Below are 25,128 nucleotides of genomic sequence, written 5' to 3'. Positions count from 1 at the left end.
GGGCGGGGATTTTTACCGGGGCTCCGCCCCCCGGACCCCCGCTCCTCAATCGCCGGAGGGGCTCAGAATGCCCACCCCGCCCGCCACCGCCCGCTGCCGCGGCGCCGCCGAGCCCGTCCAGCACGTTCCCCTGCGCGACAGCAGTCTGCGCAGCCACAGTTCCGTCGAGATCAGGTCCGCCAGGCCGTCCAGGGGCAGCGGTTCGCCCTCCGAGGCCGCGCGGAGCGCCTTGCGGACCACCCTTGCCTCGATCAGGCCCGCGTCCGCCAGAAGCGGGGCATCGAAGAGTTCGATCAGGGTCGTCACCGAGGAGCGCAGGCCCGTGCGGAGTGCTGCCGTCGAGGTTGCCTGGGATGTCGCTCCCCAGCCCTGCGGGAGGTCGCGGACCCCCGCACCCGACAGGACCGTGCGGAGGATCTCGCTGCGGGCTCCGGGGCGTACGCGGAGGGATTCGGGGAGGGCCCTGGAGGCCCGTACCACCTGGTTGTCCAGGAAGGGGGCGTGCAGGCGCTGGCTGCGGACCTCCGCCGCCTGTTCGAAGACCCGGTGGTCGGAGGCGTAGCGCGCGAGGGACGCCCTGGCGCGGGCCTCGCCGGGGCGCTGGATCGACGTGGGGCGGGTCGCCGACGTCTGGAGGCGTACGGAGACCTCGGCGAGCGCCTCGCCCGTCAGCCAGCGGGCCGCAGGGCCCGGGCGGGCCCAGGTGAGGGCGGCGAGGGTGGCGTCGAGGGTGGTGCCCTCCTGGGGGAAGCGGTTGGTGAGGAGTGCTTCGGACGCCGCCTCGATTCCTGCGCGGTAGGGCGTACGGGAGAGACGGCGGGCCGCGCGGTAGAGCGTGAAGGGGAGGAACGGGGAGCTGTTCGCGCGGGCCAGGGCTGTCACCGGGCGGAGGAGGTACCGGCGCTGACGGTCCATCAAAAGGTCGGCGAGGCGCGCCGGGTGGGCGTCCAGGACCTGGCGGGCGCCGTCGCCCACGAAGTGGTCGGCGCTGCCGGAGCTCAGGCGGCGGCGGTGGCGTTCCGCCGTGATCAGGGAGGGGCCCGGTTCGTCCGTGAGGGGGCCGGTCTCCAAGTCGGCGTAGGGCAGGGCTTCTTCGCCTGCTGCTACTACGACGTGGTGCAGGCGGGGGTTGGCCGCAATGGCGCCTGCTCGTTCCAGTTCGGGTTCGCGGCCCGCCGCGAGGAGGTCGTTGAAGGTGACCGCCAGGAGACGCTCGCCGGCGCCCGTGCCGTGGCCGAGGATCGTGCCCGGTACGCCGGGGAGGCCCGCCGCGAGGAGCGCGAGCGTCGCGGAGGCGCTGCCGCCGGAGAGGTCCGCGCCGATGCCGGGGGCCGGTCCGCCCCCGCGGGCGGCGCGTCGTTCGGCGGGGCCCATGCCGGGGACGGGTCCGGGGTCGGGGAGGGGCGTTTCGGGGGCGTGGCGCGGGGCGGTGAGTCTGGCGCGTACGGCTTCGACGAGCGCGTCGCGTACGCCTTCGACCGCTGTGGTGGCGTCGGTCTGGGGCGCTGCCACCGCGAGGGACGCCACCGGTTCGTAGCCGGTGATCTCGCGGGAGCCTTCGCGGAGGATCAGGGCGTGGCCGGGCGGTATCCGGCGTACGCCCGCGTACGGGGTGGAGTCGCGGAGCGCCTCGGGGACGTCGGGGCAGGCGAGGAGCGCCGCCAAGTGGCCGATGTCCAGCTGGGCTTCGATGAGGTCGGCGAGCGGGAGGGCGGCTGTCGCGTACGCGGTTCCGTTGGCCCAAGGGGTGTAGAAGACGGGGCGTGCGCCCGCCAGATCGCCGACGACGGTGACGCGGCGGCCGGTCTGGGCGACGACCGTGTAGCTGCCGGGCCAGGCCGTGAGGTGGCGCAGGGCGCCGCCGCGCGCGGCAAAGAGTCCGACACGCAGTTCCTCGTCGGTGGCGGCGCAACAGCCCAGTACGGCAAGGCGCGTGAAAGGGTCGACGGAGATCACCCGGACCTCGTCGGGGCGCCAGTCGCCGACCGCCCAGAGCGGATCGGGGTCTCCCCACAGGAGTTGGGATCCGACGGGGTGGACGGTGCGGCCCTCGTGGGCCTCGCCGACCGCGCCGGCCGTCACGGTGCCCGGGGTCGCCGCGCCGAACTGCGCGGCGATACTGCTCCACCCCACCAACCACCGCATCGCGCCGCCTCCACAGGCTGTGGACAACCAGTCGGGCACCATGCTGCCACGACAACGGCGTACAGGAGGGGCTACGGGGAGCGCGCCGAAAATGCGAATGCGCCCCCGGTACATGCCAGTTGGCTGCCGGAGGGGGGTCCGACGGGGGTCGGTTTCCGGCCAATCTGTCCTTACGGCGACGGGCGGGAGCGCCCGCAGTCCGGGAGGCGCTGTTCGCCTCCCGGACCGGCCCGCCGCCCGCGGGGATGAAGGCGGCGGTGTCCCCCAGCCCACTGGATCCAGTGCAGTGGGCCGACCCACGCACTCCACATGGAAGCGCTCTCCCACAGGCCCGGCCAGAGCGCACGGGCGGGCGCACGGCCACACACCCGGAGCACGGAGGAGGTGTGAAGGCCACCCGTACGGACAACAATCTCGCCATACGGAACACCGCCCCTTAACGGTAGGGATGCGGCGAACTACGCTGTGTTTACGAATGCCGCGCGCCTATGCCTGCGCGGCGGCCGTCTGTGTGTCGAGGGGTGGCGCATGTCCAGGGAGCTACGCGGGCCGAACGAGAAACTCGGCACCGTTCTCGCCCTCGCGGGAATCAGCAACGCCGGACTGGCACGACGGGTCAACGACCTCGGTGCCCAGCGCGGCCTGACACTTCGTTACGACAAGACGTCGGTGGCGCGGTGGGTCTCCAAGGGCATGGTGCCCCAGGGCGCCGCGCCCCATCTCATCGCTGCGGCGATCGGCGCCAAGCTCGGCCGCCCTGTGCCCTTGCACGAGATCGGTCTCGCCGACGCCGATCCGGCCCCCGAGGTCGGGCTCGCCTTCCCGCGCGACGTGGGCGCGGCGGTGCGTTCCGCGACCGAGCTGTACCGGCTGGATCTGGCCGGGCGGCGGGCCGGCGGGGGCGGCATCTGGCAGTCCCTGGCGGGGTCGTTCGCGGTCAGCGCGTACGCGACTCCCGCCTCGCGGTGGCTCATAACCCCCGCCGACTCGTCCGTCGAGCGCAGCGCGGAGGAGACCGCCGACTCGCCGGTGCTGAGGGTCGGCCACAGCGATGTCGCCAAACTGCGGGAGGCCGCGGAGGACGCGCGGCGATGGGACTCCAAGTACGGGGGCGGGGACTGGCGTTCGTCGATGGTCCCGGAGTGCTTACGCGTCGACGCGGCGCCGCTGCTGCTCGGTTCCTACACGGACGAGGTGGGGCGCGGGCTCTTCGGCGCCACCGCCGAACTGACGCGGCTGGCCGGGTGGATGGCCTTCGACACGGGCCAGCAGGAGGCCGCGCAGAGGTACTACATCCAGGCGCTGCGGCTGGCCCGGGCTGCGGCTGATGTGCCGCTGGGCGGATATGTGCTCGCCTCGATGTCGCTGCAGGCCGTCTATCGCGGCTTCGGCGACGAGGGTGTTGATCTGGCGCAGGCCGCCGTCGAGCGCAACCGGGGGCTCGCGACCGCCCGGACCATGTCCTTCTTCCGGCTCGTCGAGGCACGGGCGCATGCGCGGGCCGGTGACTCGCCGGCCGCGGGGGCCGCGCTGAAGTCCGCCGAAGGCTGGCTGGAGCGCTCGCGCGAGGGCGACGCGGACCCGTCCTGGCTGGGCTTCTACTCGTACGACCGCTTCGCCGCCGATGCCGCCGAGTGCTACGCCGACCTGAAGGCCCCGCGCCAGGTGCGCCGCTTCACCGAGCAGGCGCTGTCGAAGCCGACCGAGGAGTTCGTGCGCTCGCACGGGCTGCGCCTGGTCGTCAGCGCGGTCGCCGAACTGGAGTCGGGGAATCTGGACGCGGCGTGCGCGGCGGGGACGCGGGCCGTGGAGGTCGCCGGACGGATCTCTTCGGCGCGGACCACGGAGTACGTACGGGATCTGCTGCACCGGCTGGAGCCGTACGGCGACGAGCCGAGGGTCGTGGAGCTGCGGGAGCGGGCCCGTCCACTGCTGGTCGCACCGGCGTGACCTGCGCCGCTTCCCGCACTGGTTTGAAGGGATTGTCAGTGGGCCAGTGCACTATTCGGGTGGGAGGCGGTGCGGTGTGAAGTTCGACTGCGAGGTGCTGGTCGTCGGCGGCGGAATCGTCGGTCTGTCGACCGCCCATGCGCTGGCGCAGAGCGCGCCCGGGACACGGGTGACGGTCCTGGAGAAGGAGGCGGGCCCTGCGCGCCATCAGACGGGGCGCAACAGCGGGGTCATCCACAGCGGCGTGTACTACCGGCCGGGGTCGCTGAAGGCGCGGTTCGCGGTGAGCGGCGCGGCCGAGATGGTGAAGTTCTGCGCGGAGTACGGCATCCCGCACGAGGTCTGCGGAAAGCTGATCGTGGCGACGGGGCGCGACGAGCTGCCGCGACTGCACGCGCTGGTCCAGCGGGGGCGGGAGAACGGGATTCCGGTGCGGGAGCTGGGGCCCGCACAGATCGAGGAGTACGAGCCCGAGGTGCGCGGGCTGGCCGCGATCCATGTCTCCACGACGGGCATCGTCGACTACGGGGTGGTGGCGGCGCGGCTGGCGGAGGTCTCCGGGGCGGAGATCCGGTACGGCGCGGAGGTCGTGCAGATCTCCCGGCGCGACGGGGTGGGTGTCGCCGTGCGTACGGCCGACGGGACGGTGCTGCGGGCAAAGGCGCTGGTCAACTGTGCGGGGCTGCACTGCGACGAGGTGGCGCGGCTTGCGGGTGACGACCCCGGGATGCGGATCGTGCCCTTCCGTGGGGAGTACTACGAGCTGGCGCGGCCCGAGCTGGTGCGGGGTCTTGTCTATCCGGTGCCGGACCCTGCTTTCCCTTTCTTGGGCGTCCATCTGACGCGGGGCATCGACGGGTCCGTGCACGTCGGGCCGAACGCGGTGCCGGCGCTGGCGCGGGAGGGGTACGGGTGGGGGGACGTCCGGGTGCGTGAGCTGGGCGGGACGCTGGCCTGGCCGGGCTCGTGGCGGATCGCGCGGCGGCACTGGCGGTACGGGGCGGGTGAGCTGCACCGGTCGCTGTCGCGGCATGCGTTTACCGAGGCGGTGGGGCGGTTGCTGCCGGCGGTGGAGGCGGATGATCTGCGGCGGGTTCCGGCGGGGGTGCGGGCGCAGGCGGTGCTTCGGGACGGGACGCTGGTGGATGACTTCTTGTTTCGGGAGGCGCCGCGGACTGTGCATGTGCTGAATGCGCCTTCGCCTGCGGCGACGGCGTCCTTGCCTATTGGGCGGGAGGTTGCGCGGCGGGTGCTGGCGGCGCTGGAGGACTGACCTGAGGGGCTTGTTTTGTAGAATCGGGTCACTGTGTCTGAGCCCATGAACTCCGCCCCGTACATCCGCCCCAAGGGCGAGCCCCGTTTTCCCGGTGGGCCCGCCGCCGATCCGGCCGGGTCGCACCACGAGCGGCGCATCCGTAGTTTCCAGCCGCGGCGCAGCCGGGTCACCACCGGGCAGGCCGAGGCGCTGGAGCGGTTGTGGCCGCAGTGGGGCATGGACGTCGACGGGCTGCGGGTGCTCGATCTCGACGCGATGTTCGACGGGCTGCCCGTCGTCCTGGAGATCGGCTTCGGGATGGGCGAGGCGACCGCCCAGATGGCCGCCGACGACCCCGCCACCGGCATCCTGGCGACCGACGTCCACACCCCGGGCCAGGGCAATCTCCTGCGTCTCGCGGAGCAGAACGGGCTGTCCAACATCCGGGTCGCCAACGGTGACGCGATCATCCTGCTCAGGGAGATGCTGAAGCCGGACTCACTGAGCGGTCTGCGCGTCTACTTCCCCGATCCGTGGCCCAAGGCCCGCCACCACAAGCGGCGGCTCATCCAGCCCGAGTTCCTCGGCCTGGCCGCGACGCGGCTCGCGCCCGGGGCCGTACTGCACTGCGCGACCGACTGGGAGCCGTACGCCGAGCAGATGCTCGAGGTGCTCGGTGCGCACCCGGACTTCGAGAACACCCAGGCGGACGGCGGGTACGCGCCGCGGCCCGAGTTCCGGCCGCTGACCCGCTTCGAGGGGCAGGGGCTCGACAAGGGGCACGTTGTGCACGATCTGCTGTTCCGCCGCAGGTAGACCGGGTAAAACCGCGAAAAAGCGCGGACGGCATCGCAGTTGTCAGTGTCCCTCGTTAGGGTCAATGGGGTGTACCAGTCCAGCGCGCCCCAGCCGCCGCATCCGGTGGTCCCGGTGTACGAGGAGCGGCCCCTCTTCGACGCCGTGCCGGAGCGCGCCCATTGGCGGTACGCACCGCGCCGCGACTTCTGGCGCAGCAAGGCGTTCCGCGCGTCCGTGGTGATCATCCTGCTCGCCCTGTCCGGCCTGGTGATCCTCGCGCTCGTACGGCAGCAGACCGGCACCGAGGGCTTTCTGGTGGGGCTCGGTCTCGCCGTGCTGCCCGTGCCGCTGCTCATCGCGGCCTTCCGCTGGCTGGACCGGGTCGATCCAGGGCCCTGGCGGAATCTGCTCTTCGCGTTCGCCTGGGGGGCCTGCGCGGCCGCGCTGGTCGCGATCATCGCGAACTCCTTCGCGACGCACTGGATAGCCACGGCCACCGCCGATCCTGCGAGCGCGGACACCCTGGGCGCCACGGTGATCGCGCCGATCGTCGAGGAGAGCGCCAAGGCGACGGCCATCATGCTGATCTTCGTCTTCCGCAGACGGCACTTCACCGGGATCGTCGACGGCGTCGTCTTCGCCGGTCTGACCGCGACCGGCTTCGCCTTCACCGAGAACATCCTCTATCTGGGCAGCGCCTTCGGCGAGGACCAGTCGATGGGCTTCTCGGGCTTCGCCTCGGTCACCGCGTCGACCTTCTTCATGCGGATCGTGATGGCGCCCTTCGCGCACCCGCTCTTCACGGTGATGACCGGCATCGGCTTCGGCATCGCCGCGCTCGCCCCCCGCCACCGGCGGCTGCAGCGCTACGCGGTCCCGGTCTGCGGGCTGCTCCTGGCCATGGGCATGCACGCTCTATGGAACGGCTCCACGCACTTCGGCGACTACGGCTTCTACATCGTCTACGCCACCTTCATGCTGCCCGTCTTCGGCCTGCTGACCTGGCTGGTGATCTGGACCCGCCAGCGCGAGCTGCGCACGATATCCGCCGAGCTCCCGGCGTACGCGGCGGCCGGCTGGCTCACCCCGGCCGAGCCGCTCGCCCTCTCCTCGATGCGGGCCCGCACCATGGCCAGGGAGTTCGCGGGGCGCACGTACGGAGGCAAGGCCGCGGCCCGTGCGGTGAGCGAGTACGAGGCCTTCGCGACGACGCTCGCCTTTCTCCGCCACCGGGCCCACCGGGGCGCGGTGGGCCCGGACTTCATGGCACGCGAGCAGGAGCTCCTGCACCACCTGTGGCAGCGCAAGGAGATAGCCGGGCCTGCGCTGCTGTACGCGGCGCAGGCGACCGGCAGGGTGCAGGTGCCGCCGCCGTATCTCCACTACGGCGGCTACAACCCGTACCAGCAGTACTAGGCGGCTGCCTCGGTCAGCGACGCCACCTCGTCCTCGGTGAGCTTCAGCTCGGCCACCGCCGTCAGCGCGGGCAGCTGCTCCACCGTGCGCGCGGAGGCGATCGGCGCGGCCACGGTGGGCTGTGCGGCGAGCCAGGCCAGCGCGACGGTCGCGACCTCGGCGTCGTGCGCGGCGGCGACCTTGTCGAGCGCGTCGAGGACCTTCAGACCCCGCTCGCTCTCCAGGTGCTTGCCGGCGCCCTCGGCCCGGGCGCTTTCCACAGCAGTGCCCGGACGGTACTTGCCGGTGAGGAAGCCCGAGGCGAGTGCGAAGTACGGGACGGCGCCGAGTCCGTGGCGGGCGGCGGTGTCCTGGAGCTCGCCCTCGTAGGTGTCGCGGGAGACCAGGTTGTAGTGCGGCTGCAGCGCGACGTACTTGGCGAGGCCCTCACGCTCCGAGAAGGCGAGCGAGGCCTCAAGACGCGCCGGGGAGATGTTCGATGCGGCGATCGCCCGCACCTTGCCCTCCTTCACCAGCGCGTCGAGCGCGGTGATGATCTCCTCGACCGCGACGGTCTCGTCGTCGAAGTGGGTGTAGTAGAGGTCGATGTAGTCGGTGCCGAGCCGCCGCAGCGAGGCCTCGGCCCCTGCCTTGATGGTGGCCGCGGAGAGCCCCTTGAGCTCGGGGTGTGCACCGACCTTCGTGGCGAGGACGATCTCGGAGCGGTTGGCACGCTCGGCGAACCACTTCCCGATGATGGTCTCCGACTCGCCGCCCTGGTTGCCCGGCACCCAGGCCGAGTACGCATCGGCGGTGTCGATGAAGTTGCCGCCCGCCGCGGCATACGCGTCGAGCACGGCGAAGGACTGCGCCTCGTCGGCGGTCCAGCCGAAGACGTTGCCGCCGAGGGCGAGCGGGAAGACGGAGAGGTCGGACGATCCGAGCGTACGGAGAGAAGTCATGGGTTGATCAACCTCCGCCCCGGTCCGCCTATTCCGTTCCGGGTACACCAAAACCGGCAGCCCTGGCGTCGGGGGGGGGTTGCCGCCAGGACTGCCGGTGTCTTTGGGGGTGCGGGATCAGGGGTTGATGCCGCGGGCCTGCAGCCAGGCCATCGGGTCGATCGGGTCGCCGCCGCCCGGCCGGACCTCGAGGTGGAGGTGCGGGCCGGTGACGTTGCCGGTGGCGCCGACGCGGCCGATGACGTCGCCCGTGGTGACCTTCTGCCCGGCGCTGACGTTCAGCGAGGACTGGTGGCAGAACCACAGCTCCGTACCGTCGTCGAGGACGATCACGGTGCGGTAGCCGTACGAGCCGGACCAGCCCGCCGACTTGACCGTGCCGCTGTGGACGGCCTTGATCGGGGTGCCGGTGGGAGCCGCGAAGTCCAGACCCGTGTGGTAGCCGGAGGACCACATCGAACCGGCGTCGCCGAAGTGCGAGGTGAGGGTGTACGAGGCGACGGGCAGCGAGTAGCTGGCGGCCAGCTTCGCGAGGCGCTCGGCCTCCGCCTTCTTCGCCGCCTCTTCGGCGGCCTTCTTCTTGGCGGCGGCCTCCTTGGCGGCGGCCGCGTCCTGCTTCTTCTTCGCCTCGGCGGCGGCCTTCTCGGCGGCCGCCTTCTCTGCGGCGGCTTGAGCCTCGGCGTCCGCGCCGGCCTGCTGCTGCTCGGCCTGCTGCAGGATCCGGGCGCGCAGCGTCTCGCCGGCGTCCGTGGTGCCCTGGCCGGAGGAGCTGGTGGTGAGGCCCGCGGTGGAGAGGGGCGTGGTGTTCGTTTCCGTACCCGAAGCGGAGTCCGGGGCGATGTCCGCCTTGATGACTTCCGGCAGGTGGTCGGTGACCGAGGCCGGGAGGTCGGGCAGGGATATGGAGACCGGGGCCTTGCCCTCGGCGCTGGCTATGCCGCCGGCGCCGACTGCCGCGATGACGCCGACACCCAACACCGTGGAGCTGCGGGCGAGTCCGCCGCGCTGCTTGGCGACACGGTGTCTGCCGCGGACCGGACGGACGGAGTCCTCGGTGGGGTTCCACTCGTCCCAGGTCTCGCCGCCACCGTCACCTCCGAAGCCGAACGCGTCACGGTCATTCGGGACATAAAGGGCTTCAGGGGCAGGGTTGTTGGACGCCACGGAGGCGTGCTCCTTTCCTTCCTTCTCGCCTACCGGGTTAGCTGACGGGTTCGGAGCAGGAAGGTCTCCTACGGGCCAGGTTCAGCCCGATTCACCCCAATTGGTGGTTCCCCGGTTCCCTTGCGGAATTCGGCGCATGCGCACGGTGCCGTCTCTTGCGACGGCTGGGACGACCGCGCTGCGTTATCGAACGTTAATAGACGCGGGGGCCTGATTCCAAGCCGTTCCGACTGATCGTTAACGCCTTTGGCCTGGACTTAACGGGACAGAAGGCCTTGAAACATGTCGACTTGCCAGTCCCAATCGAAACCCCTGTTTTCTGACAGTGCATCAAATGTTATGCAGTTGCTTGTCTGGGTCGTCCTTCGATTACGGACTGTGCCGGACGATGTCCACGGTCAGCCGCCGCTCCGGCTGACCGTCCCCCGGCCGCCCCACCGCGAGCAGCGCCATGTCGTCCGTCGACCCGCCCCCCGTGTGCAGCCGTACGTCGTCGGTGAGCGCGTCCAGAAGCGCGTCGGGCCCGGGGAAGATCCGCCCGCGCAGCCGCCCGACCGGGTCGTAGAAGACCCCGGCCTTGTCCCGCGCCTCCGAAAGCCCGTCCGTGTAGAACAGCAGCGTCGACCCGGCCGGCAGCGGCCAGGTGTCGGCGCGGTCGGGCCAGCTCCCCAACTCGGCCATCCCCAGCGGCAGTGCGGGGCTGGTCGGCGCGAGCGCGTCCAGCGCCCCGTCGGCGTGCAGCATCAGCGGCTCGGGGTGCCCGCGGTTGACCAGCCGTACGACACCGAGCCCCCGCGGGATCTCCCCGAGCACCGCCGTCGTGAACCCCTCGAAGGCGTCGAGCCCGTCGCGCCGTCTCCCCTCCCGCGCCAGCGCCCGCTCCAGCCGCAGCGCGACCCCCTCCAGGGTGGACTCCTGCTCGGCCGCCTCGCGGAAGGCGCCGATGACCACGGCCACCGCCTCGACGGCGTCGAGCCCCTTCCCGCGTACGTCACCGACCACCAGCCGCACCCCGTACGGCGTCTCCTGTACGGCGAACAGATCGCCCCCGATGAACGCGCCCGCCTGCGCGGCCTCGTACCGCGCCGCGATGTGCAGCCCGCCGATCCGGTCGGCGGGCTGCGGCAGCACGGCGCGCTGGGCGGTCTCGGCGATGACGCGGGCGGAGGCGAGCTGCTCGCCGCTGCGGCGGATGACGACGTTGATGAAGACGGCGAGCACGACCACGGTGACCACCGTGAAGAGCTCGGAGAGCGAGACGACCGTCAGCGTCTCGCGGTTGTAGATCCGCAGCCCCACGACCACCGCGACCGAGATGATCCCGATCCGGACGGTGGCCGCGGTGCTGAAGAACGGCGCGGCGATCAGAGGGGCCGCGGAGAAGAGGGGGGACGCGGTGTAGTTCGCCGGGGTCACCAGGTCGAAGCAGACCCCGGCGACGATCAGCAGCACGGGCAGCACGCGCACGAAGAGACGTACCCCCGCGCTCTCTGCTCGCTGCCCCACCGCGTCTCTCCTGCCCGGTCCGTACACGGCTGCGGACGGTACCGCGCCCCACTCAGGCTCCTCGGAGCCGCGCCGTCCGGCTATTCGGCCTCCGCCATCCGGGGGACCCTCGGGGCGGGCGCGGGTGCCAGCCGCCCGCCGCGCCCCAGCAGCCCCACGGCCATCGCACACCCCAGGCCCACCACCACGAACACCGGCCACACGGTCTGTCCGTACGAGCCGAGCAGCCAGCCCGTCCCGAGGTTCCCGAGCGTGATGCCGATCCCGCAGACGGTGTTGTAGAGGCCGTAGTGCGTGGCGACCCAGCGGCCCCCGGAGAGCGCGACGATGGTGTCCATCTCGTACGGGTAGAGCACCGCGGTCCCCACCGCGAGGACGGCCGCGCAGAGGAGCAGCCCCGCCACCCCCGCGCCCGGGAGCGCCGGGGGGACGAAGGCGGCGCCCATCAGCGAGAGTCCGGCGACCAGGCAGCGTTCGCGGGTCCAGTGCGCCGCGCACCAGGCGGTGATCCTCAACTGGCCGCCGAGCGTGACCAGTCCGGAGACGACGAACAGCGCGCTGGTGGCCCAGCGGCTGCCGGCGGCGAGCGGGAGTGCGAGGTAGACCTGGAACTGGAGGACGTACGAACCGGTCATCGCGGCGGCGAAGAGCCAGAAGGTGCGGTTTCCGAGGACGGTACGGAACTGACCGCGTTCGGCGGCAGCCGAGCCGACCGCGGCGGCCTCGCGCACCGGCAGCCGCCCCAGCTGCAGCACGGTCAGCCCTGCGAAGAGCACCGCGGCCACCACGCACACCAGCCGGAACGAGACGCCGAGCAGCGCGACGCCGACGAGCGGCCCCAGCAGAATCCCCGCCTGGTAGAAGGCGTTGAAGAGCGCGAAGGCCTCCACCCGCCGCTCCTCACCGGCCTCCGCGGCGAGATAGGCGCGCACCGCCGGGTTGAACAGCGCCCCCGCGAGCCCGGTCGCGAGCGACGCCGCGATCAGCATCGGCAGCGACTCGACGAAGGCCAGCGCCCCGAACCCCACGGTCCGCAGCGCGCACCCGGCCACGATCAGCGGCTTGAACCCGAAGCGGTCGGCGAGCGCGCCGCCCACCAGGAACATCCCCTGCTGCGACAGATTCCGTACGCCCATGACCAGGCCGACGGCCCACGCGGCGAGCCCGAGACCGCCCGCCAGATGCTCGGCCAGGAACGGCATGAGCATGTAGAAACCGAGGTTGATGGTGAGCTGGTTGACCAGCAGCAGCCGCACCGCGACATCAAATCCGCGCGCCTGGCGCCACACCCCGATCACCGCACACGCACCAGGGCGCGCCGGGTCCAGCCGCTGACCCGGCCGTCGTACGACGCGGGCTCATCGGGCGCGTGCGCCTCCAACAGCCCGTGCCGCGCACAGAATTCATCGCTGAAGACCGTGTCGAAGTACCGCTGCGGACCGTCGGGAAACACCGCCACGATCCGCGTCCCCCGCGGCCTGGTCCGCGCCAGCCATCCGGCCACCAGCGCGACGGCCCCCACGCTCCACCCGCCGGTGGCGAACTGCCGCGCCGCCAGCCGCCGCGCGGACCGTACGGCTTCGGCGGGACCCACCCAGTGCACCTCGTCGAAGGCCGCGTGATCCACGTTCCCCGGATGGATGGACGACCCGAGCCCGCGCATCAGCCGCTCCCCCGCCGGCAGCCCGAAGATGGCCGACCCCACGCTGTCGACGCCCACCAGTTCGAGTCCGCTCATGCCGCCGGCGCGCAGCGCCCGCGCGATCCCGGCCGAGTGCCCGCCGGTGCCGACGGCGCACACCAGCACGTCGATCGGTCCGAGCTGCTCGGCGAGCTCGGCGGCCAGTCCTCCGTACGCCGCCGGATTGTCCGGATTGTGGTACTGGTCCGGGCACCAGGCACCCTCCTGCGCCCCGACCAGCTCGGCGACCCGGTCGCGCCGCGCCTGCTGCCAACCACCCTGCTTGGCGGGCGACTTGACCACATCGACCCGCGCCCCGTGCGCGACCAGCATCCGCTCGACGATCGGTTCGAGACCCGGGTCGGTGACGACCTGCACGGGGTGCCCGTACGCGACCCCGGCGAGCGCGAGCCCGAGCCCGAGCGTGCCCGAGGTCGACTCGACGATGGGCGCACCGGGCCTCAACTCACCCCGCAGCCGCGCCTGTTGAACCATGTACAGGGCGGCCCGGTCCTTGATCCCCCCGAAGTTGAACCCTTCGAGCTTCGCCCAGAACCCGCCACCCCCCGGGGACTCGTCGATCCACAGGACAGGGGTGTTCCCCACAGCGCTGATCACGTACGCACAAACCTTCCGGAGCTGGAGCTGGAACAGAAGCAGGCGGGAGCGGAACAGCCCCTCAGCTCCGGTCCACCCCGAGCGCGATCAACAACCGCCGCGCCCCCGGAGGCCCGGCCCGCTGCTCGCGGACGCACTCCACACCCCGCGCATACCGCGGCTCCAACACTCCGCCCCACAGCGGAAGTTCACAGACATGCGCCCCACCAGCGGGCCGCGCCGCCAGATGCTCGTCGCCCCCGCCCGCGTCCCCCGCACAGTGATGCCCGTCGGCGGCAGCGCTCGCGGTGACGCGTACCGGCCCGTGGTTCCCGCCGTCGTGGCAGCAGACGCTGACCAGCAGCGCGCAGAGCGCGAGCAGCAGCACCACGGCGGCCGCCCGCCGCATCACCACTGCCCGTACGTCACTCATAGCGCATGCGACACTACTCCCCGCAGTCGTTCCTTGACGTTGCATCAGGGCCAGGCGCACGCTCGCCGGATGCGAGAGATCCACTCCACCACCGCGCTCCCCGCCGACGAGCTGCTGATCTGGGCCGCCCGGGACCTCACGACGAGCCGCGCCTGGCGCAGCGCGGACGGCGGGGCGTACGCGGTGGCGGCCCCGGACCTCTGCCGCCGGGACCGGCTCGCGGTGTCGGGGCCGCCGGGGCCCGCGATCACTCTCGTACGGGAACTGCTCCCGGATCTGGGCCCGACGTACCGCCCGCTCGGCGACGCCGCCCTGGTCGGGGCCCTCGCGGCGGCGATACCGGCCCTGACGGTGGAGGACACGTTCGGCTGGATGTCGACGGCGGCCGCCGTCCCCGTCGCCGGTGACAAGGCGGAATGGCTCTCCGAGGAGGCGCATCCGGAGATCACCGCGCTCCTCGCGGAGGCCTTCCCCTCCTCCGCCGCGCTGCCGGGCATTCCCGGCGTGGAGTCCTGGGCAGGCGTACGGGACGACGACGGCACCCTGCTCGCCACCGCGGCCCTGGCCTGGTCGTCCCCCACCGTCGGGCTCCTGACCGGGGTCGCGGTGCACCCCTCCGCCAGGGGCCGCGGTCTGGCCCGTACGGTCTGCGCGCACACCCTGAACGAGGCCCTCGCCCGCCATGGCACAGCGGCCCTGATGGTCGACGGCGACAACGCCTCGGCGATCGGCCTCTACGCCCGACTCGGCCTCTCCTACCGGGAGTTGAGCGCCGCCGCGTCCACCGCCAGCACGGCGACCGCCATCCCCAGGAACAGCGTGTAGGCCAGCAGCGCCCGCCCCCGGTCCCCCGCGGCGAGCTGCCGCGAGAGCACCCAGCCGAAGACGATCACCTCGGCCCCGGCACCGGCGACCCCGGCCGCGGGCGACCGGATCCCGGCGACGATCCCCACCGCGGCGAGCGTGTGCACGACGCCCAGCAGCGTGACGAGCCACATCCGGCGGCCCTCCAGCACGCCGGTCCGCGTCAGCTGGTCGAGGCGCTCGCGCCCCACCCGGGCGCGGGTGACACCGACGACCGCCGACGGCACGACCTCCAGCAACAGCAGCACCGACAGCCCCACCCGCAGCGCACCGAACACAGGAGACCCCTCCCCAACACGACGAAGGCCCGGCACATGACGTGCCGGGCCTTCGTCCTACAAGTAGCGGGGACAGGATTTGAACCTGCGACCTCTGGGTTATGAGCCCAGCGAGCTACCGAGCTGCTCCACCCCGCGTCGGTGAACACAACCTTACGGCACGCGGGGAGGGGCCTCCTACCAATTGACTGTGCGAGCGCCGGCGACGGACGCCGAACCAGGCCAGGACGGCTCCGGCGGCGAGGAGCGCGCCCGCGGCGGCCGAGGCGGTCGCGGAGGCCGTCGCACTGGGGGCCGAGGTAGGCGTCGCGGAGGGCGACGGCGTCTGCGCGCCGGACGTCCCGAATCCCTTGTCGATACGGGGCAGTTCCCACGCCGGTCGCCGGGGTGGAACCCAACTCCTGCACATCGAACCGGACTTGCTGCCCGGCGATGGGGCTCGGACCGCCACTGCTGCCGAACATGGTCCCGGTGAAGTCGACCGCCTTGGCGGAGCTGTTCTTCACGGTGAAGGTGTACGACTCGGACGCGCCCCCACGCGTCAGCGGCCCGGTCGGGGCGGTGAGCGCCAGGGCCGGCGTCTCAGGCGAGGAGCTTTGTCTTCGCCTTGTCGAATTCCTCGTCGGTGAGCGCACCGGAATCGTGCAGCGCGGCGAGTTTCGTCAGTTCGTCGGTTCCGCTCGTGCCGGAATTCGTCTCCGCGGCGGTTTTCCGGATGTAGTCCTGGAACGCGGATTCCGCCGCCTTCGCCTGCTTCGCGTCACGCCGGCCCATTCCGCTGCCGCGGGCGATGACGTAGACGAGGACCCCGAGGAACGGGAGCACGATGCAGAAGACCAGCCATCCTGCCTTGCCCCAGCCGCTCAGTTCGTCGTCGCGGAAGACGTCCACGACGACCCTGAACAGCAGGAAGAGCCACATGACCCACAGGAAGAAATACAGCATCGTCAGAAAGAGATCGAGAAGCGGGTAGTTGTCCATGGCTTCCCCTTTACTGCTGGAGCTGGAATGCGAGTGGTGGAGCGAGTGTCTCCCGCACTCCGCTTTCTCGCATTTCGGGGAAGCCCCGGGAATGCCCGAAGGGAGCCGGCTGGTGTTGCCGGCTCCCTTCAGGACTGCTGTGTGCTGGTGAAGGTCAGGACAGGGTGTACGTCGTCATCTGGTGGATGCCGTTGTCCGAGTCGGTGACCCGCGAACCCAGCAGCTGGGTCATCCGGTCGAAGCCGCTGCGGTCCCAGTTGAGCGACACCACGTCGTCGACTCCGTCGCCGTCCAGGTCGCCCGCGATGTAGCTGCGGGCGCCGATCAGGGTGGCGCTGCCCGCGGCGTCCTGGAAGGAGTAGCCGGTCGTCAGGATCGACGGGTCGAACGCGGCCACGCCGCCCTCGACGCCGCCGATGAGGATCTTGCGTCCGCCGGGGCCTGTGCCGACGCCGAGGCGCCGCAGGGGCTGGACCACCGAGGCGTAGGTGTCCTGGCCGTCGGCGCCGTAGCCGTTGATGACGCCGAATCCCATGTGGTAGAGCACGTGGTCGTCGGTGAAGTAGTTGCCGTGCGACCACGGGCTGCCGCTGAGGGCCTGGTGCAGCACCTCTCCGGTGCGCCCGTCGCGGATCTCCACGACGGTCCGCGGGGACGCGGTGGCGAGGTCACCGGCGACGGTCGGGTCGGCCAGCGCGATCCAGGTGTAGACGACCGCGTGCCCGTCCGCGTACGGGATGTCCTGCGACGCGTAGACGGGGCGTTCGAGGACCGCACCGATCAGGTCGCTCTTGGCCGCCTGGGCCGGAGCCTTGGGATCGGCCGTCCACTTGACCGTGCCCTTCGCGGCGTTCAGCGCGACGCCGTTCACCACGGCCTTGTCCAGGGCCAGCGAGTTCTTGCTGGTGTACTGCGCGTACACCTGGCCGTCGGCGACGGTCGGGTCGGAGAAGACCACGTCACCGGAGCCGGCCGGGGCCGCGTACGCCCACAGCTGCTTGCCGGTGCCGCGGTAGACGCGCAGCGCGTCGGTCGGGACGAGGACCTCCGCCTTCCCGTCGCCGTTGACGTCGGCGACGGAGGCCGAGCGGACGTACTGGCCCTTGCCGTCGATGGTGGCGAGGGTCTTGCCGTTCCTGCCGTCCAGGACGACGGTGGCGGTGTCCGCGGCGACCACGACGTCGGCGGTGCCGTCGCCGTTCACGTCACCGGTCTCGATGTCGTGCACCGCGCCGGTCACGGACGCCTTCCACAGCACCTTCGGCGCGCCGCTGACCAGCGACGTTCCGTCGTACGCCCACACACCGTGCGACGTGCCGCCGACGACGACGTCCTTCTTCTTGTCGCCGTTCAGGTCGGCGGCCTGCCCGTAGTTCAGCTCGCCCTGCAGCGGCGTCAGGCTCTTCTGGCTGCCGTTGCCGAGACCGTACTCGCGGATGTTCTGTTCCAGGTCGACGGTGCGCACGTTGGTGCTGCCGCCGGACTTGTAGACCTGCTGGTACATGGACGACGCGGTCACCCCGTCGTGCTGCCAGCTCACCTTGCCGGTGTTCGTGAACGCGGTCAGCGAGCCGTAGCGGGCGCCGCCCGAATTGTCGGCCGTGGAGACGCCGGCGTCGTCCTGCGCGGCGGCGACCAGCTGGCCGCCCACCGCGTTCAGGCTCCACGTGGACGGGCCGAAACTCGTGTTGTCGGCGTCGCGCTTGGTCGTGTACGTCCAGCGGACGGTGTTGCCGTCGCTGCCGTCCAGGACCCGGATCGTGCTGGAGCTCACGGCCATGTTCTCGTCGTACGTCGACTCGCTGACCGCGTACTCGTCGCCGCCGCCCTTGGCGGCGTCGCCGATCGTCATGGCGGTGGGCAGCACGTTGGACCGGGTGTCGAGGGTGGTGCGCTCGCCGGTGTCCAGGGCGTACGCGGCGACCTCGTACTTGTAGTCGTCCGAGGTGGTGTCCGACTGCTCCAGGGCGACGATCCGCTTGCGCGAGGCGTCCAGGTGCAGCTGACGGCCGTACAGCTCGCTGTCCGTCTGCCAGGTGACCGAACCGTCGGAGGTGTCGAGGACGACGGTGCGTCCGCGGCCGGCGGTGGTGGCGGTCTTGACCAGGTCCCAGGCCGCGGCGACCTTGCCGCCGCCGACGTCTTCAAGCGCGGCCCAGGTGGCGGCCGCGGTCGTCCCGGTGTCGTACGTCCAGGTGGTGGCCGGGGTGAGGGCGCCGTCCGCGTACGAGAAGCGGATGCCGGTCAGCGTGGCCGTCTCGGCGGCCGGGGCGTTCTGGTTCAGCCGCGGCGCGTTGGCGACGAGCAGGGTGCCGTCGGCGATCTTCACGTTCGTGGCGTACGAGTACAGCTTCGACCAGACCGTTTTGCCGGTCTTGCCGTCGAGGACGGTGACGAACGTGCCGGTGGGCAGCGTGGAGCCGGGCGAGGTGAAGGGCCGGTACGGGCTGGAGCCGACGCTCGCCGAGAAAACGATGTCAGGGGTGCCGTCGCCGGTGAGGTCACCGGTGTCGAAGCCCTGGTCGGAGTAGGGCGAGAACGGGGAGACCGCGTTGTAGCCCATCAGGACGTGGGCCGCGTACGGCTCCGACTGGTACAGGCGGACCGGACTGACCTGCCAGTCCTTGTACAGGGAGGTGTTGGTGCGCGCCCAGGCGGTGGAGCCGTCGGCCTTGTGCAGCTGGACGTTGCCGAGGCTGTGCACGGTGAAGTAGCTGCCGTCGGAGCCCGCGGGCACGGTGGCGCCGACGCCGCGTACGCCTTCGAGGACGGACTTGGCGGTGAAGGTGACCGGGGTGGACGCATCCGTGGAGGCATCGGTGCCCGCGTCGGTGCCGGACGTCGCGTCCGTGCCCGACGTCGCGTCGGACGAGGAGTCGCCGGACGTCGAGGCGTTGTCCCCGTACACGTCGACCATGGTGTTGTCGGCGAGCTTCTTCGCCTGCGTGCTGCTGAGCGTCGTCGCCCCGGAGTCGCCGTCGGCGGCCAGCGCGTGCGGTGCCGCGGTCAGCGCGAGGCCCGCCACGGTGAGGAAGGAGGCGAGGCGCAGGGCCCGCCGTGAGGTGTGGGTTGTCATGACTGGGCTCCCTGGGCGATACGGATCGCCGAACCGTCGGTGAGGACGGCCTGGTTGTACGAGTACTGGAGGGCGTCGCTGCCGGCCTGGTTCTCGATGCCGACCGTGGCGCTCGCGCCCTTGCCGGGCACGGACTGGTACTGGAAGGTGATCGCGCCGGTGGCCTCGTCGAAGACCGCCTCGAAGGTGGCGCGGCTCGAAGTGCCGCTCGCGAAGGCCGCGTTGTTCCAGACGATCGCGAACTTGCGGTTGCCGGCGGTGCCGGTGGTGGCCGTCTGCACGCTCGACTTCTTGTCGAGGGTCAGGTCGTCCCAGAACGGGGCGATGACGCCCAGCGGCTGGACCCCGGCGGACAGCGGTTTGTTGGTGTAGTCGCCGACGCGCGCCGACAGGACGTCGATCAGACCGTTCGTGGTGACACCGACGCTGGAGTACGAGACGCCGTACAGCTTCACCGGGAACGGCGTCGCGACGGACTTGGCGTCCTCGTCACCGCTGAGCGCGACCTTGGTCGTGCCCTTGATCCAGGAGTACGTGGCCGGGGTGCAGCTGTTGCCGTGGGCGTCGGCGCGGGCCGGGAGCCTGACGGTGACCGACTCGGCGCCGTCGACCGTCAGGTCGGTGACGCTGTCGCCGTTGCACAGGAGCGGTGCGGCGGGCGTCGTGGACACCGTGTACGAGCCCTCGGCGACCCCCGTGAAGGTGAAGTGGCCGCTGCTGTCGGTGGTGGCCGCGGGCAGCGGGATGCCGGGGAGGCTGACGGTGGCCTTGGCGAGCGGCTCGCCGGTGACGTCCAGGACGGTGCCGGTGACGTCGTGCGCGGGCACGGTGTCGAGGGCGACGTCCTCGGTCTGGTTCTGGCCGGTGACGGCCGCGAGGCCGGTGACCGAGCCGGTGGAGTAGCCGTAGAGGGTGTACGAGATGTCGTACGAGCCCGGGGTCACCGCGAAGCGGTAGGAGCCGTCGGGGGCCGTGGTCACGGTGCGCGTGGCCCCTTCACCCGTGACCTTGACGACAACGTTGCCCAGGCCGGCGCCGGTGGTCTTGGACGTGACCTTGCCGGTGACGTCCACGGCGGAGTGCGGGGCCTTCTCGACGGAGGAGAGGATGTTGAGCTTGCCCTCGCCCCAGACGTTGTTCATGCCGGCGGTGCCGCCGCAGTGGGTGTCGTCGACGTCGGTCGCGCCCTCGTTGAGCAGCTTGCGCGTCTCGTCGATGTTGCCGATGAGCGACGGGGACTCGGACCACAGCAGGGCGACGGCGCCCGCGACGTGCGGGGTCGCCATCGACGTACCGGAGATGGTGTTGTACGTCGAACCCGGCCATGCGGACTCGACGTCGACGCCCGGAGCCGAGATGTTCGGCTTCGCCGAGCCGTCGACCGGGGAGGGGCCGAAGCCGGAGAAGGAGGCGATCTTGCCGCTGGAGTCGTACGCGCCGACGCCGTAGGAGGTGTCCTGCGCGCCGGGGGCGGCCGTGGTGGAGCAGGTCACGCCGTTGCCGTCGTTGCCGGCGGCGAACGCCTCGAAGATGCCCGCGGAGTTCCAGGCCTTGACGATGTCCTGGTAGAACGTCGTCTCGCCGCCGCCCCACGAGTTGTTGACGATGTTCGGCGCCAGGTCGGGGCGCGGGTTCTGCCCGTTGTGGTCGGTCGGTGCGAGGATCCACTGGCCGGCGGCGAGCAGGTCCGCGTCGTAGCACGCCTTCTCTGTCGCGCAGCCCTTCGCGGCTATCCACTTCGCGTTCGGCGCGACGCCGATACCGTTCTTGCCGACCATCGTGCCCATGGTGTGGGTGCCGTGGCCCGCGTTGTCGCACGGGGTGGTGCTGGTGGCGCACGTACCCGACGGGTCGTAGAAGTTGTAGTCGTTCGTGAAGGTGCCGTCGCCGTTGTTGCCGCGGTAGTTGTCGACGAGGTCCGGGTGGTCGTACTGGACGCCCGAGTCGACGCTGGCGACGACGATGCCCTCGCCTCGGTCCTGGTACTGGTCCCAGACCTGGTCGGCCTTGATGTCGCTGATGCCCCAGTCGAGGGCGGTGGTGCCGTCGGCCTCCGTGGCGGCGCCGGTGCGCGCGCCGGTGACCTTGGCGTCGGACGTCTCGAGGTCGTCGAGCTTGTACGACTTGGCCTTGACGACGGAGGCGACGTCCGAGCGCTTCGCGAGCTGCTCGACCAGGTCCTGGTCACCCGTCACCCGGACGGCGTTGGTGATCCAGTAGTCCGTGTGGCCGACCTTCTTCTTGTCGAGGAAGGCGTTGAGCGACTTCTGTCCGGAGGTCGCCGTGGAGCGCAACTCCTGGTAGGCGGCCTTCGCCTTCGCGGAGTGCGAGGTCTTCGTCTTGGCGCCGGTCAGGTCGGCCTGGTCCTTGAGGACCACGAAGAACGACGTGTCGGCGCCGTTGTCCACGGCCTTCAGCAGGGCCGAGTCGACCTTCGCCGACGGGGTGGTGGTCTGGGTCGCCGCGGTCGCCGCGGGCAGCGGTCCGGTCAGCAGGGCAGCGGCGGAAAGAGCGGCCGCGGCCCAGACGGCGCGTGTGCGCCGGGGCGATCGAGGCACGTGCATCAAGGTGTTCCTCCAGGAACGATACGGGGGGTGTTCGCACGCTAGACAACTGCCGTTACTCGGGCATTACTGTGCGCCGCGAGCCGGAAGGGTGCGCGAGAGATCCCGTTTTGATGCTTATGCTCCGTTCCCTGTACGCGTGTTGCGCGAGAAGGGACACCCGGCATGGCAGCAGTCGACGCGGCCACCGTCCGTCGTATGACCGAGACGCTGTTCATCGAACGCTCGGTACGCAGCCCGAGTTCGACCCGTTTCTGGGGACTGCTCGTGCTGGCCGCGGTCATCGCGGGCGCGGGTGTGGTGGCGATCGGCAGCCCTCGCGACGGGCACGGTCGGCGCCTTCGCTCTCGTACGCGCCGACATCTCCGACACCCTGCCCGGTGTCACCATCGCCATCTCGCTGGTGCCGCCGCTGGCCGTGACCGGGCTGCTCCTCACCTTCCACGGGCGGACGCTGGTGGCGGTGGGCGCGGTCGTGGTGCTGATCGCGGTGCCGCTCACCACCGGCACGATCACTGTCGCCATGGAACGGCGTCGTCGTCATCGGCGTACTCGGCCTGCCGCCACAGCCCGCGCCCACCGCACTGCGCGAGGCGCTCGACCGGGGCGGCATGGCGGACGCGGATCTCGAACTCCACCTGGTGGGCGGCCGTACGCACTGGTGCCCGGCGGACACGGACACCTGCACGGTGAAGGACGGGGGACTGTCCTGACCGAGGTGTCCGTGCCTGCCGGCCAACTGCCGTGTTACGAGACGCAGTGGCCGTCGGGCGCCGCCACCACGCTCGTCAGCGTGCGCGTCACCTCGATGGACTGCCCGGGAGTGATCGTGGAGGTGTAGTCCCCGACGACGCAGTACGTCATGGTCGTGTCGTTCGAGATGCTCGTGATCTCGGTGGCGCGGACGAAGTCGTACGAGTCCCCGTCGGCGACCAGCACGGTCGGTTCGAAGGGGTCGTTCGTGGTCATGCAGATGGCACCGTCGTAGTGGCAGGCGATGGAGTCGGCCTGCGCACCGGCGGCACTTGCCGCGCCCGCGCCGAGTGCGGTGACGGCGGTGAGGGTGGTGCCGACGAGAGCGGCGCGCCAGGCGTTGTGTCGCAACATGAGGTAATCCCGGGGTAGTTGGGCACGGCTCGGGGCCGTGCGGACGGTGAGCGGGACGGACGCTAGGCACCGGCCGTTACTGCGGCATTACCCGCTCACCCCACCGCCTCTCAGACCGGCATGCGCTCCAGCAGCGCCGCGAAGTCCGTGCCCGGCGGGAGCGTCCCGAAGGCCAGGCCCCGGTCCCCGGCCAGGCGCGACGCGCAGAACGCGTCGGCGACGGGGGCCGGTGCGTGCCGTACGAGAAGCGAGCCCTGCAGCACCAGAGCAGCCCGCTCGATGACGCGGCGGGCGCGCAGGGGGGCGTCCTCGGTGAGGACGAGTTCGCCCTGGAGCTCCCGCCAGGCCGTGTCCAGGCGGCGGTCGGCACCGGACGCCGCCTCGATCTCCGTGACGAAGGCCGCGAGGGACTCGGGCTCACGGGCCAACGCCCGCAGCATGTCGAGGGCGTTGACGTTTCCGGAGCCCTCCCAGATGCCGTTGAGCGGAGCCTCGCGGTAGAGGCGCGGCATTCCTGACGCCTCGTCATAACCGTTGCCGCCAAGGCATTCCAGGGCTTCCGCGACGAAGGCCGGCTGCCGCTTGCACACCCAGTACTTGGAGACGGCCGTCGCCAGCCGCAGGAACGCCCGCTCCCCCGCGTCCCCGCGCTGGGCGCGGTCGGCCGCCCCGGCGAGGCGCAGCCCGAGGGTGGTCGCTGCCTCCGACTCCAGGCCCAGGTCTGCCAGCACATTGCGCATCAGCGGCTGGTCGACGAGCTTGGCGCCGAAGACGGAGCGGTGGCGGGTGTGGTGCACGGCCTGCGCGAGCGACTCGCGGATGTGGCCCGCGGAGCCGAGGACGCAGTCCAGACGCGTCATCGTGACCATGTCGATGATGGTGCGTACGCCCTTGCCCTCGTCACCGACGAGCCAGGCCACCGTGTCGTCGAACTCGGGCTCACTGGAGGCGTTCGAGCGGTTGCCGAGCTTGTCCTTGAGCCGCTGGATCCGGAAGGTGTTGCGGCTCCCGTCGGGCAGGACGCGCGGCACCAGGAAGCAGGACAGACCGGCCGGCGCCTGCGCGAGGACGAGGAACAGGTCGTTCATCGGGGCGCTGGTGAACCACTTGTGCCCCCTCAACCGCCATGTCCCGTCGGCCTGTTCGACCGCGGAGGTCGTATTGGCGCGTACGTCGGTGCCGCCCTGCTTCTCCGTCATCCCCATCCCGGCGAGCAGCCCGCGCTTGCCGGCCGGGGCGCGCAGACCCGGGTCGTAGACGGAGCTGGTGAGCAGCGGTTCGTAGACCTTCGCGAGGTCGGGTGCGCGCCGCAGCGCGGGGACGACGGCGTACGTCATGGAGACCGGGCACATGTGGCCCTGCTCCATCATGGTCGCCACCATGAAGGTCGACGCGCGCGCGACATGCGCCCCGGGCCGCTCGTCCGCCCAGGCCGAACCGGCCGCGCCCGCGCCGACGGTGGCGGTCATCAGCGAGTGGTAGGCGGGGTGGAAGTCGACCTCGTCGATGCGGTGGCCGTAGCGGTCGTGGGTACGGAGCTCGGGCTCGTGGCGGTTGGCCTGGTCGGCCCAGGTGCGGGCCTCCTCGCTACCGGCGACCCGCCCGAAGCGGTGCAGGTCGTCGAGGTGCCACTCGGCGCCTTCGCGTCGTACGCCCTCGATGAGTACCGGGTCGTCGGCGGCGTCATGACCTGTCAACGGCGGTGCCTGGTTGGTGACTTCGTGGGTCTCGGGCATCGGACGTCCTCCGGTCAGTCGATGGGGGTGGTGGCGGCGCCCGCGCAGCGCAGGGCCGTGGCGGTGAGGTCGGCGAGGAGTTCGTCGACGGCGTTCTCGTCGGGGGCGGCGAGCGGGTCGACGAGGACCTCGCCGATGGCGCCGGTGAGGGCGGCGGCGGTGATCTCCCCGTTCTGGGCGGGGAGTTGGCCGGTCGCGATGCCTTCGTGGACGACTTCGGCGAAGAGCGCGCGGTAGCGGCGGCGGAAGTCGAGGCGCTCGGCGCCGACCGCCGGTTCGGCGGGGGCTGCGAGCAGGGCGTAGGCGAGGCCGCGGTTCTCGAGGGCGCGGCGGGCGAAGACCGCGATGCCGCGGCCGAGGCGCTCGACCGGGTCGCCGGGGCCGTGCAGCACCTCGCCGATCACGTCCACCTCGTGCCCGGCGGCCCGCCGGAACACCTCGACGGCGAGCGCCGCCTTGGACGGGAAGTGCTGGTAGACGGACCCCGCCGCGATGCCTGCGGAGTCGGCGACGGCCGTCACGGACGCCTGTGACCAGCCCACTTCGGCGACGACCGCCGTGGCGCAGGCGACGAGGTGGTCCCGGGCGGCTTCGAGGCGACGGATTTCGGCTGGGGTCTTGCGGTAGGCCATGAAA

General features: G+C 71.4%; 19 protein-coding genes, 1 tRNA gene, 1 pseudogene and 1 riboswitch. Of the genes and pseudogenes, 6 read left to right on the top strand and 15 right to left on the bottom strand.

From position 1 onward, the window contains the following. Positions 1-45: 45 nt before the first annotated feature. Complete coding sequence (locus tag OG707_RS20795) at positions 46-2,145, bottom strand: asparagine synthase-related protein (protein ID WP_329120441.1); 2,100 nt, start codon at positions 2,143-2,145, stop codon at positions 46-48. A 528-nt stretch (positions 2,146-2,673) separates the two neighbouring features. On the opposite strand from OG707_RS20795, the gene OG707_RS20790 reads away from it, so the two are divergent. The 4 genes from OG707_RS20790 to OG707_RS20775 all read left to right on the top strand — a co-directional run bounded on the left by OG707_RS20790 (position 2,674) and on the right by OG707_RS20775 (position 7,564). Beyond that, positions 2,674-4,095, top strand: coding sequence for an MFS transporter (locus OG707_RS20790; protein ID WP_329120440.1), 1,422 nt, complete (start codon positions 2,674-2,676; stop codon positions 4,093-4,095). A 76-nt stretch (positions 4,096-4,171) separates the two neighbouring features. After that, the gene (gene lhgO / locus OG707_RS20785) at positions 4,172-5,368 is read left to right on the top strand and encodes an L-2-hydroxyglutarate oxidase (RefSeq protein WP_329120438.1); all 1,197 of its coding nucleotides are present in this window, start codon (positions 4,172-4,174) and stop codon (positions 5,366-5,368) included. 45 nt (positions 5,369-5,413) lie between these two features. After that, a complete protein-coding gene (gene trmB / locus OG707_RS20780; protein ID WP_329127899.1) occupies positions 5,414-6,166 on the top strand; it encodes a tRNA (guanosine(46)-N7)-methyltransferase TrmB in 753 nt (250 codons plus the stop codon). Positions 6,167-6,235: 69 nt separating this feature from the next. Beyond that, a complete protein-coding gene (locus OG707_RS20775) occupies positions 6,236-7,564 on the top strand; it encodes a PrsW family intramembrane metalloprotease (RefSeq protein WP_443071361.1) in 1,329 nt (442 codons plus the stop codon). Here the strand turns inward: OG707_RS20775 and OG707_RS20770 are convergent. The 6 genes from OG707_RS20770 to OG707_RS20745 all read right to left on the bottom strand — a co-directional run bounded on the left by OG707_RS20770 (position 7,561) and on the right by OG707_RS20745 (position 13,886). After that, positions 7,561-8,505, bottom strand: coding sequence for an aldo/keto reductase (locus tag OG707_RS20770; protein WP_329120436.1), 945 nt, complete (start codon positions 8,503-8,505; stop codon positions 7,561-7,563). The genes OG707_RS20775 and OG707_RS20770 overlap by 4 nt on opposite strands. A gap of 117 nt (positions 8,506-8,622) precedes the next feature. After that, positions 8,623-9,669 carry a M23 family metallopeptidase gene (locus tag OG707_RS20765; RefSeq protein ID WP_329120434.1) on the bottom strand — a complete coding sequence of 349 codons (1,047 nt, stop codon included), beginning with the start codon at positions 9,667-9,669 and terminating at the stop codon, positions 8,623-8,625. Between the two features lie 11 nt (positions 9,670-9,680). Further along, positions 9,681-9,814, bottom strand: a riboswitch (cyclic di-AMP (ydaO/yuaA leader). A gap of 224 nt (positions 9,815-10,038) precedes the next feature. Then, positions 10,039-11,175, bottom strand: a complete 1,137-nt coding sequence (locus OG707_RS20760) for a PP2C family protein-serine/threonine phosphatase (protein WP_329120432.1) — start codon at positions 11,173-11,175, stop codon at positions 10,039-10,041. A gap of 80 nt (positions 11,176-11,255) precedes the next feature. Further along, on the bottom strand, positions 11,256-12,473 hold the full coding sequence (locus tag OG707_RS20755; RefSeq protein ID WP_329120430.1) for an MFS transporter: 1,218 nt from the start codon (positions 12,471-12,473) through the stop codon (positions 11,256-11,258). After that, positions 12,470-13,474, bottom strand: coding sequence for a PLP-dependent cysteine synthase family protein (locus OG707_RS20750; protein ID WP_329120428.1), 1,005 nt, complete (start codon positions 13,472-13,474; stop codon positions 12,470-12,472). Before OG707_RS20750 ends, OG707_RS20755 begins: the two co-directional genes overlap by 4 nt. 61 nt (positions 13,475-13,535) lie before the next feature. Beyond that, complete coding sequence (locus OG707_RS20745) at positions 13,536-13,886, bottom strand: hypothetical protein (protein WP_329120426.1); 351 nt, start codon at positions 13,884-13,886, stop codon at positions 13,536-13,538. A 69-nt stretch (positions 13,887-13,955) separates the two neighbouring features. On the opposite strand from OG707_RS20745, the gene OG707_RS20740 reads away from it, so the two are divergent. Then, a complete protein-coding gene (locus tag OG707_RS20740) occupies positions 13,956-14,711 on the top strand; it encodes a GNAT family N-acetyltransferase (protein ID WP_329120424.1) in 756 nt (251 codons plus the stop codon). On the opposite strand, the gene OG707_RS20735 is transcribed toward OG707_RS20740, so the two are convergent. From OG707_RS20735 to OG707_RS20715, 5 genes are all read right to left on the bottom strand, one after another. Next, positions 14,642-15,028 carry a hypothetical protein gene (locus OG707_RS20735; protein WP_329120422.1) on the bottom strand — a complete coding sequence of 129 codons (387 nt, stop codon included), beginning with the start codon at positions 15,026-15,028 and terminating at the stop codon, positions 14,642-14,644. The two genes, OG707_RS20740 and OG707_RS20735, sit on opposite strands and share 70 nt — an antisense overlap. Before the next feature lie 64 nt (positions 15,029-15,092). Next, a tRNA-Met gene (locus tag OG707_RS20730) sits at positions 15,093-15,166 on the bottom strand. Between the two features lie 444 nt (positions 15,167-15,610). After that, positions 15,611-16,009: an SHOCT domain-containing protein gene (locus OG707_RS20725; RefSeq protein WP_329120420.1), complete on the bottom strand. Its 399-nt coding sequence runs from the start codon at positions 16,007-16,009 to the stop codon at positions 15,611-15,613. A gap of 154 nt (positions 16,010-16,163) precedes the next feature. Beyond that, positions 16,164-19,085, bottom strand: coding sequence for a VCBS repeat-containing protein (locus tag OG707_RS20720; protein ID WP_329120418.1), 2,922 nt, complete (start codon positions 19,083-19,085; stop codon positions 16,164-16,166). Next, positions 19,082-21,649, bottom strand: a complete 2,568-nt coding sequence (locus OG707_RS20715) for a S8 family serine peptidase (RefSeq protein WP_329120416.1) — start codon at positions 21,647-21,649, stop codon at positions 19,082-19,084. Before OG707_RS20715 ends, OG707_RS20720 begins: the two co-directional genes overlap by 4 nt. A gap of 295 nt (positions 21,650-21,944) precedes the next feature. Between OG707_RS20715 and OG707_RS20710 the strand changes: the two are divergent. Beyond that, positions 21,945-22,073: pseudogene (locus OG707_RS20710) on the top strand (DUF389 domain-containing protein); the annotation flags it as partial. A 323-nt stretch (positions 22,074-22,396) separates the two neighbouring features. Here OG707_RS20710 and OG707_RS20705 read toward each other — a convergent pair. The 3 genes from OG707_RS20705 to OG707_RS20695 all read right to left on the bottom strand — a co-directional run bounded on the left by OG707_RS20705 (position 22,397) and on the right by OG707_RS20695 (position 25,124). Then, positions 22,397-22,756 carry a hypothetical protein gene (locus tag OG707_RS20705; protein WP_329120414.1) on the bottom strand — a complete coding sequence of 120 codons (360 nt, stop codon included), beginning with the start codon at positions 22,754-22,756 and terminating at the stop codon, positions 22,397-22,399. 110 nt (positions 22,757-22,866) lie between these two features. Continuing rightward, on the bottom strand, positions 22,867-24,492 hold the full coding sequence (locus OG707_RS20700) for an acyl-CoA dehydrogenase family protein (RefSeq protein ID WP_329120412.1): 1,626 nt from the start codon (positions 24,490-24,492) through the stop codon (positions 22,867-22,869). A 14-nt stretch (positions 24,493-24,506) separates the two neighbouring features. Then, positions 24,507-25,124 (bottom strand): TetR/AcrR family transcriptional regulator, encoded by a 618-nt coding sequence (locus OG707_RS20695; protein WP_329120410.1) that lies wholly within the window; start codon positions 25,122-25,124, stop codon positions 24,507-24,509. Between the last annotated feature and the right edge of the window lie 4 nt (positions 25,125-25,128).

It is taken from the genome of Streptomyces sp. NBC_01465 (assembly GCF_036227325.1).
Lineage (GTDB): Bacteria > Actinomycetota > Actinomycetes > Streptomycetales > Streptomycetaceae > Streptomyces.
The sequence above is the reverse complement of the archived record's forward strand: the minus strand, read 5'-3'. Positions and strand labels throughout refer to the sequence as shown.

What these genes read in the sequence shown, in the direction of transcription:
- OG707_RS20745 (WP_329120426.1), bottom strand. Translation starts at nt 13,886, where the DNA reads ATGAGTGACGTACGGGCAGTGGTGATGCGGCGGGCGGCCGCCGTGGTG.
- OG707_RS20705 (WP_329120414.1), bottom strand. Translation starts at nt 22,756, where the DNA reads ATGTTGCGACACAACGCCTGGCGCGCCGCTCTCGTCGGCACCACCCTC.
- OG707_RS20740 (WP_329120424.1), top strand. Translation starts at nt 13,956, where the DNA reads ATGCGAGAGATCCACTCCACCACCGCGCTCCCCGCCGACGAGCTGCTG.
- OG707_RS20725 (WP_329120420.1), bottom strand. Translation starts at nt 16,009, where the DNA reads ATGGACAACTACCCGCTTCTCGATCTCTTTCTGACGATGCTGTATTTC.
- OG707_RS20720 (WP_329120418.1), bottom strand. Translation starts at nt 19,085, where the DNA reads ATGACAACCCACACCTCACGGCGGGCCCTGCGCCTCGCCTCCTTCCTC.
- OG707_RS20695 (WP_329120410.1), bottom strand. Translation starts at nt 25,124, where the DNA reads ATGGCCTACCGCAAGACCCCAGCCGAAATCCGTCGCCTCGAAGCCGCC.
- OG707_RS20770 (WP_329120436.1), bottom strand. Translation starts at nt 8,505, where the DNA reads ATGACTTCTCTCCGTACGCTCGGATCGTCCGACCTCTCCGTCTTCCCG.
- OG707_RS20700 (WP_329120412.1), bottom strand. Translation starts at nt 24,492, where the DNA reads ATGCCCGAGACCCACGAAGTCACCAACCAGGCACCGCCGTTGACAGGT.
- OG707_RS20795 (WP_329120441.1), bottom strand. Translation starts at nt 2,145, where the DNA reads ATGCGGTGGTTGGTGGGGTGGAGCAGTATCGCCGCGCAGTTCGGCGCG.
- trmB (WP_329127899.1), top strand. Translation starts at nt 5,414, where the DNA reads ATGAACTCCGCCCCGTACATCCGCCCCAAGGGCGAGCCCCGTTTTCCC.
- OG707_RS20790 (WP_329120440.1), top strand. Translation starts at nt 2,674, where the DNA reads ATGTCCAGGGAGCTACGCGGGCCGAACGAGAAACTCGGCACCGTTCTC.
- OG707_RS20715 (WP_329120416.1), bottom strand. Translation starts at nt 21,649, where the DNA reads ATGCACGTGCCTCGATCGCCCCGGCGCACACGCGCCGTCTGGGCCGCG.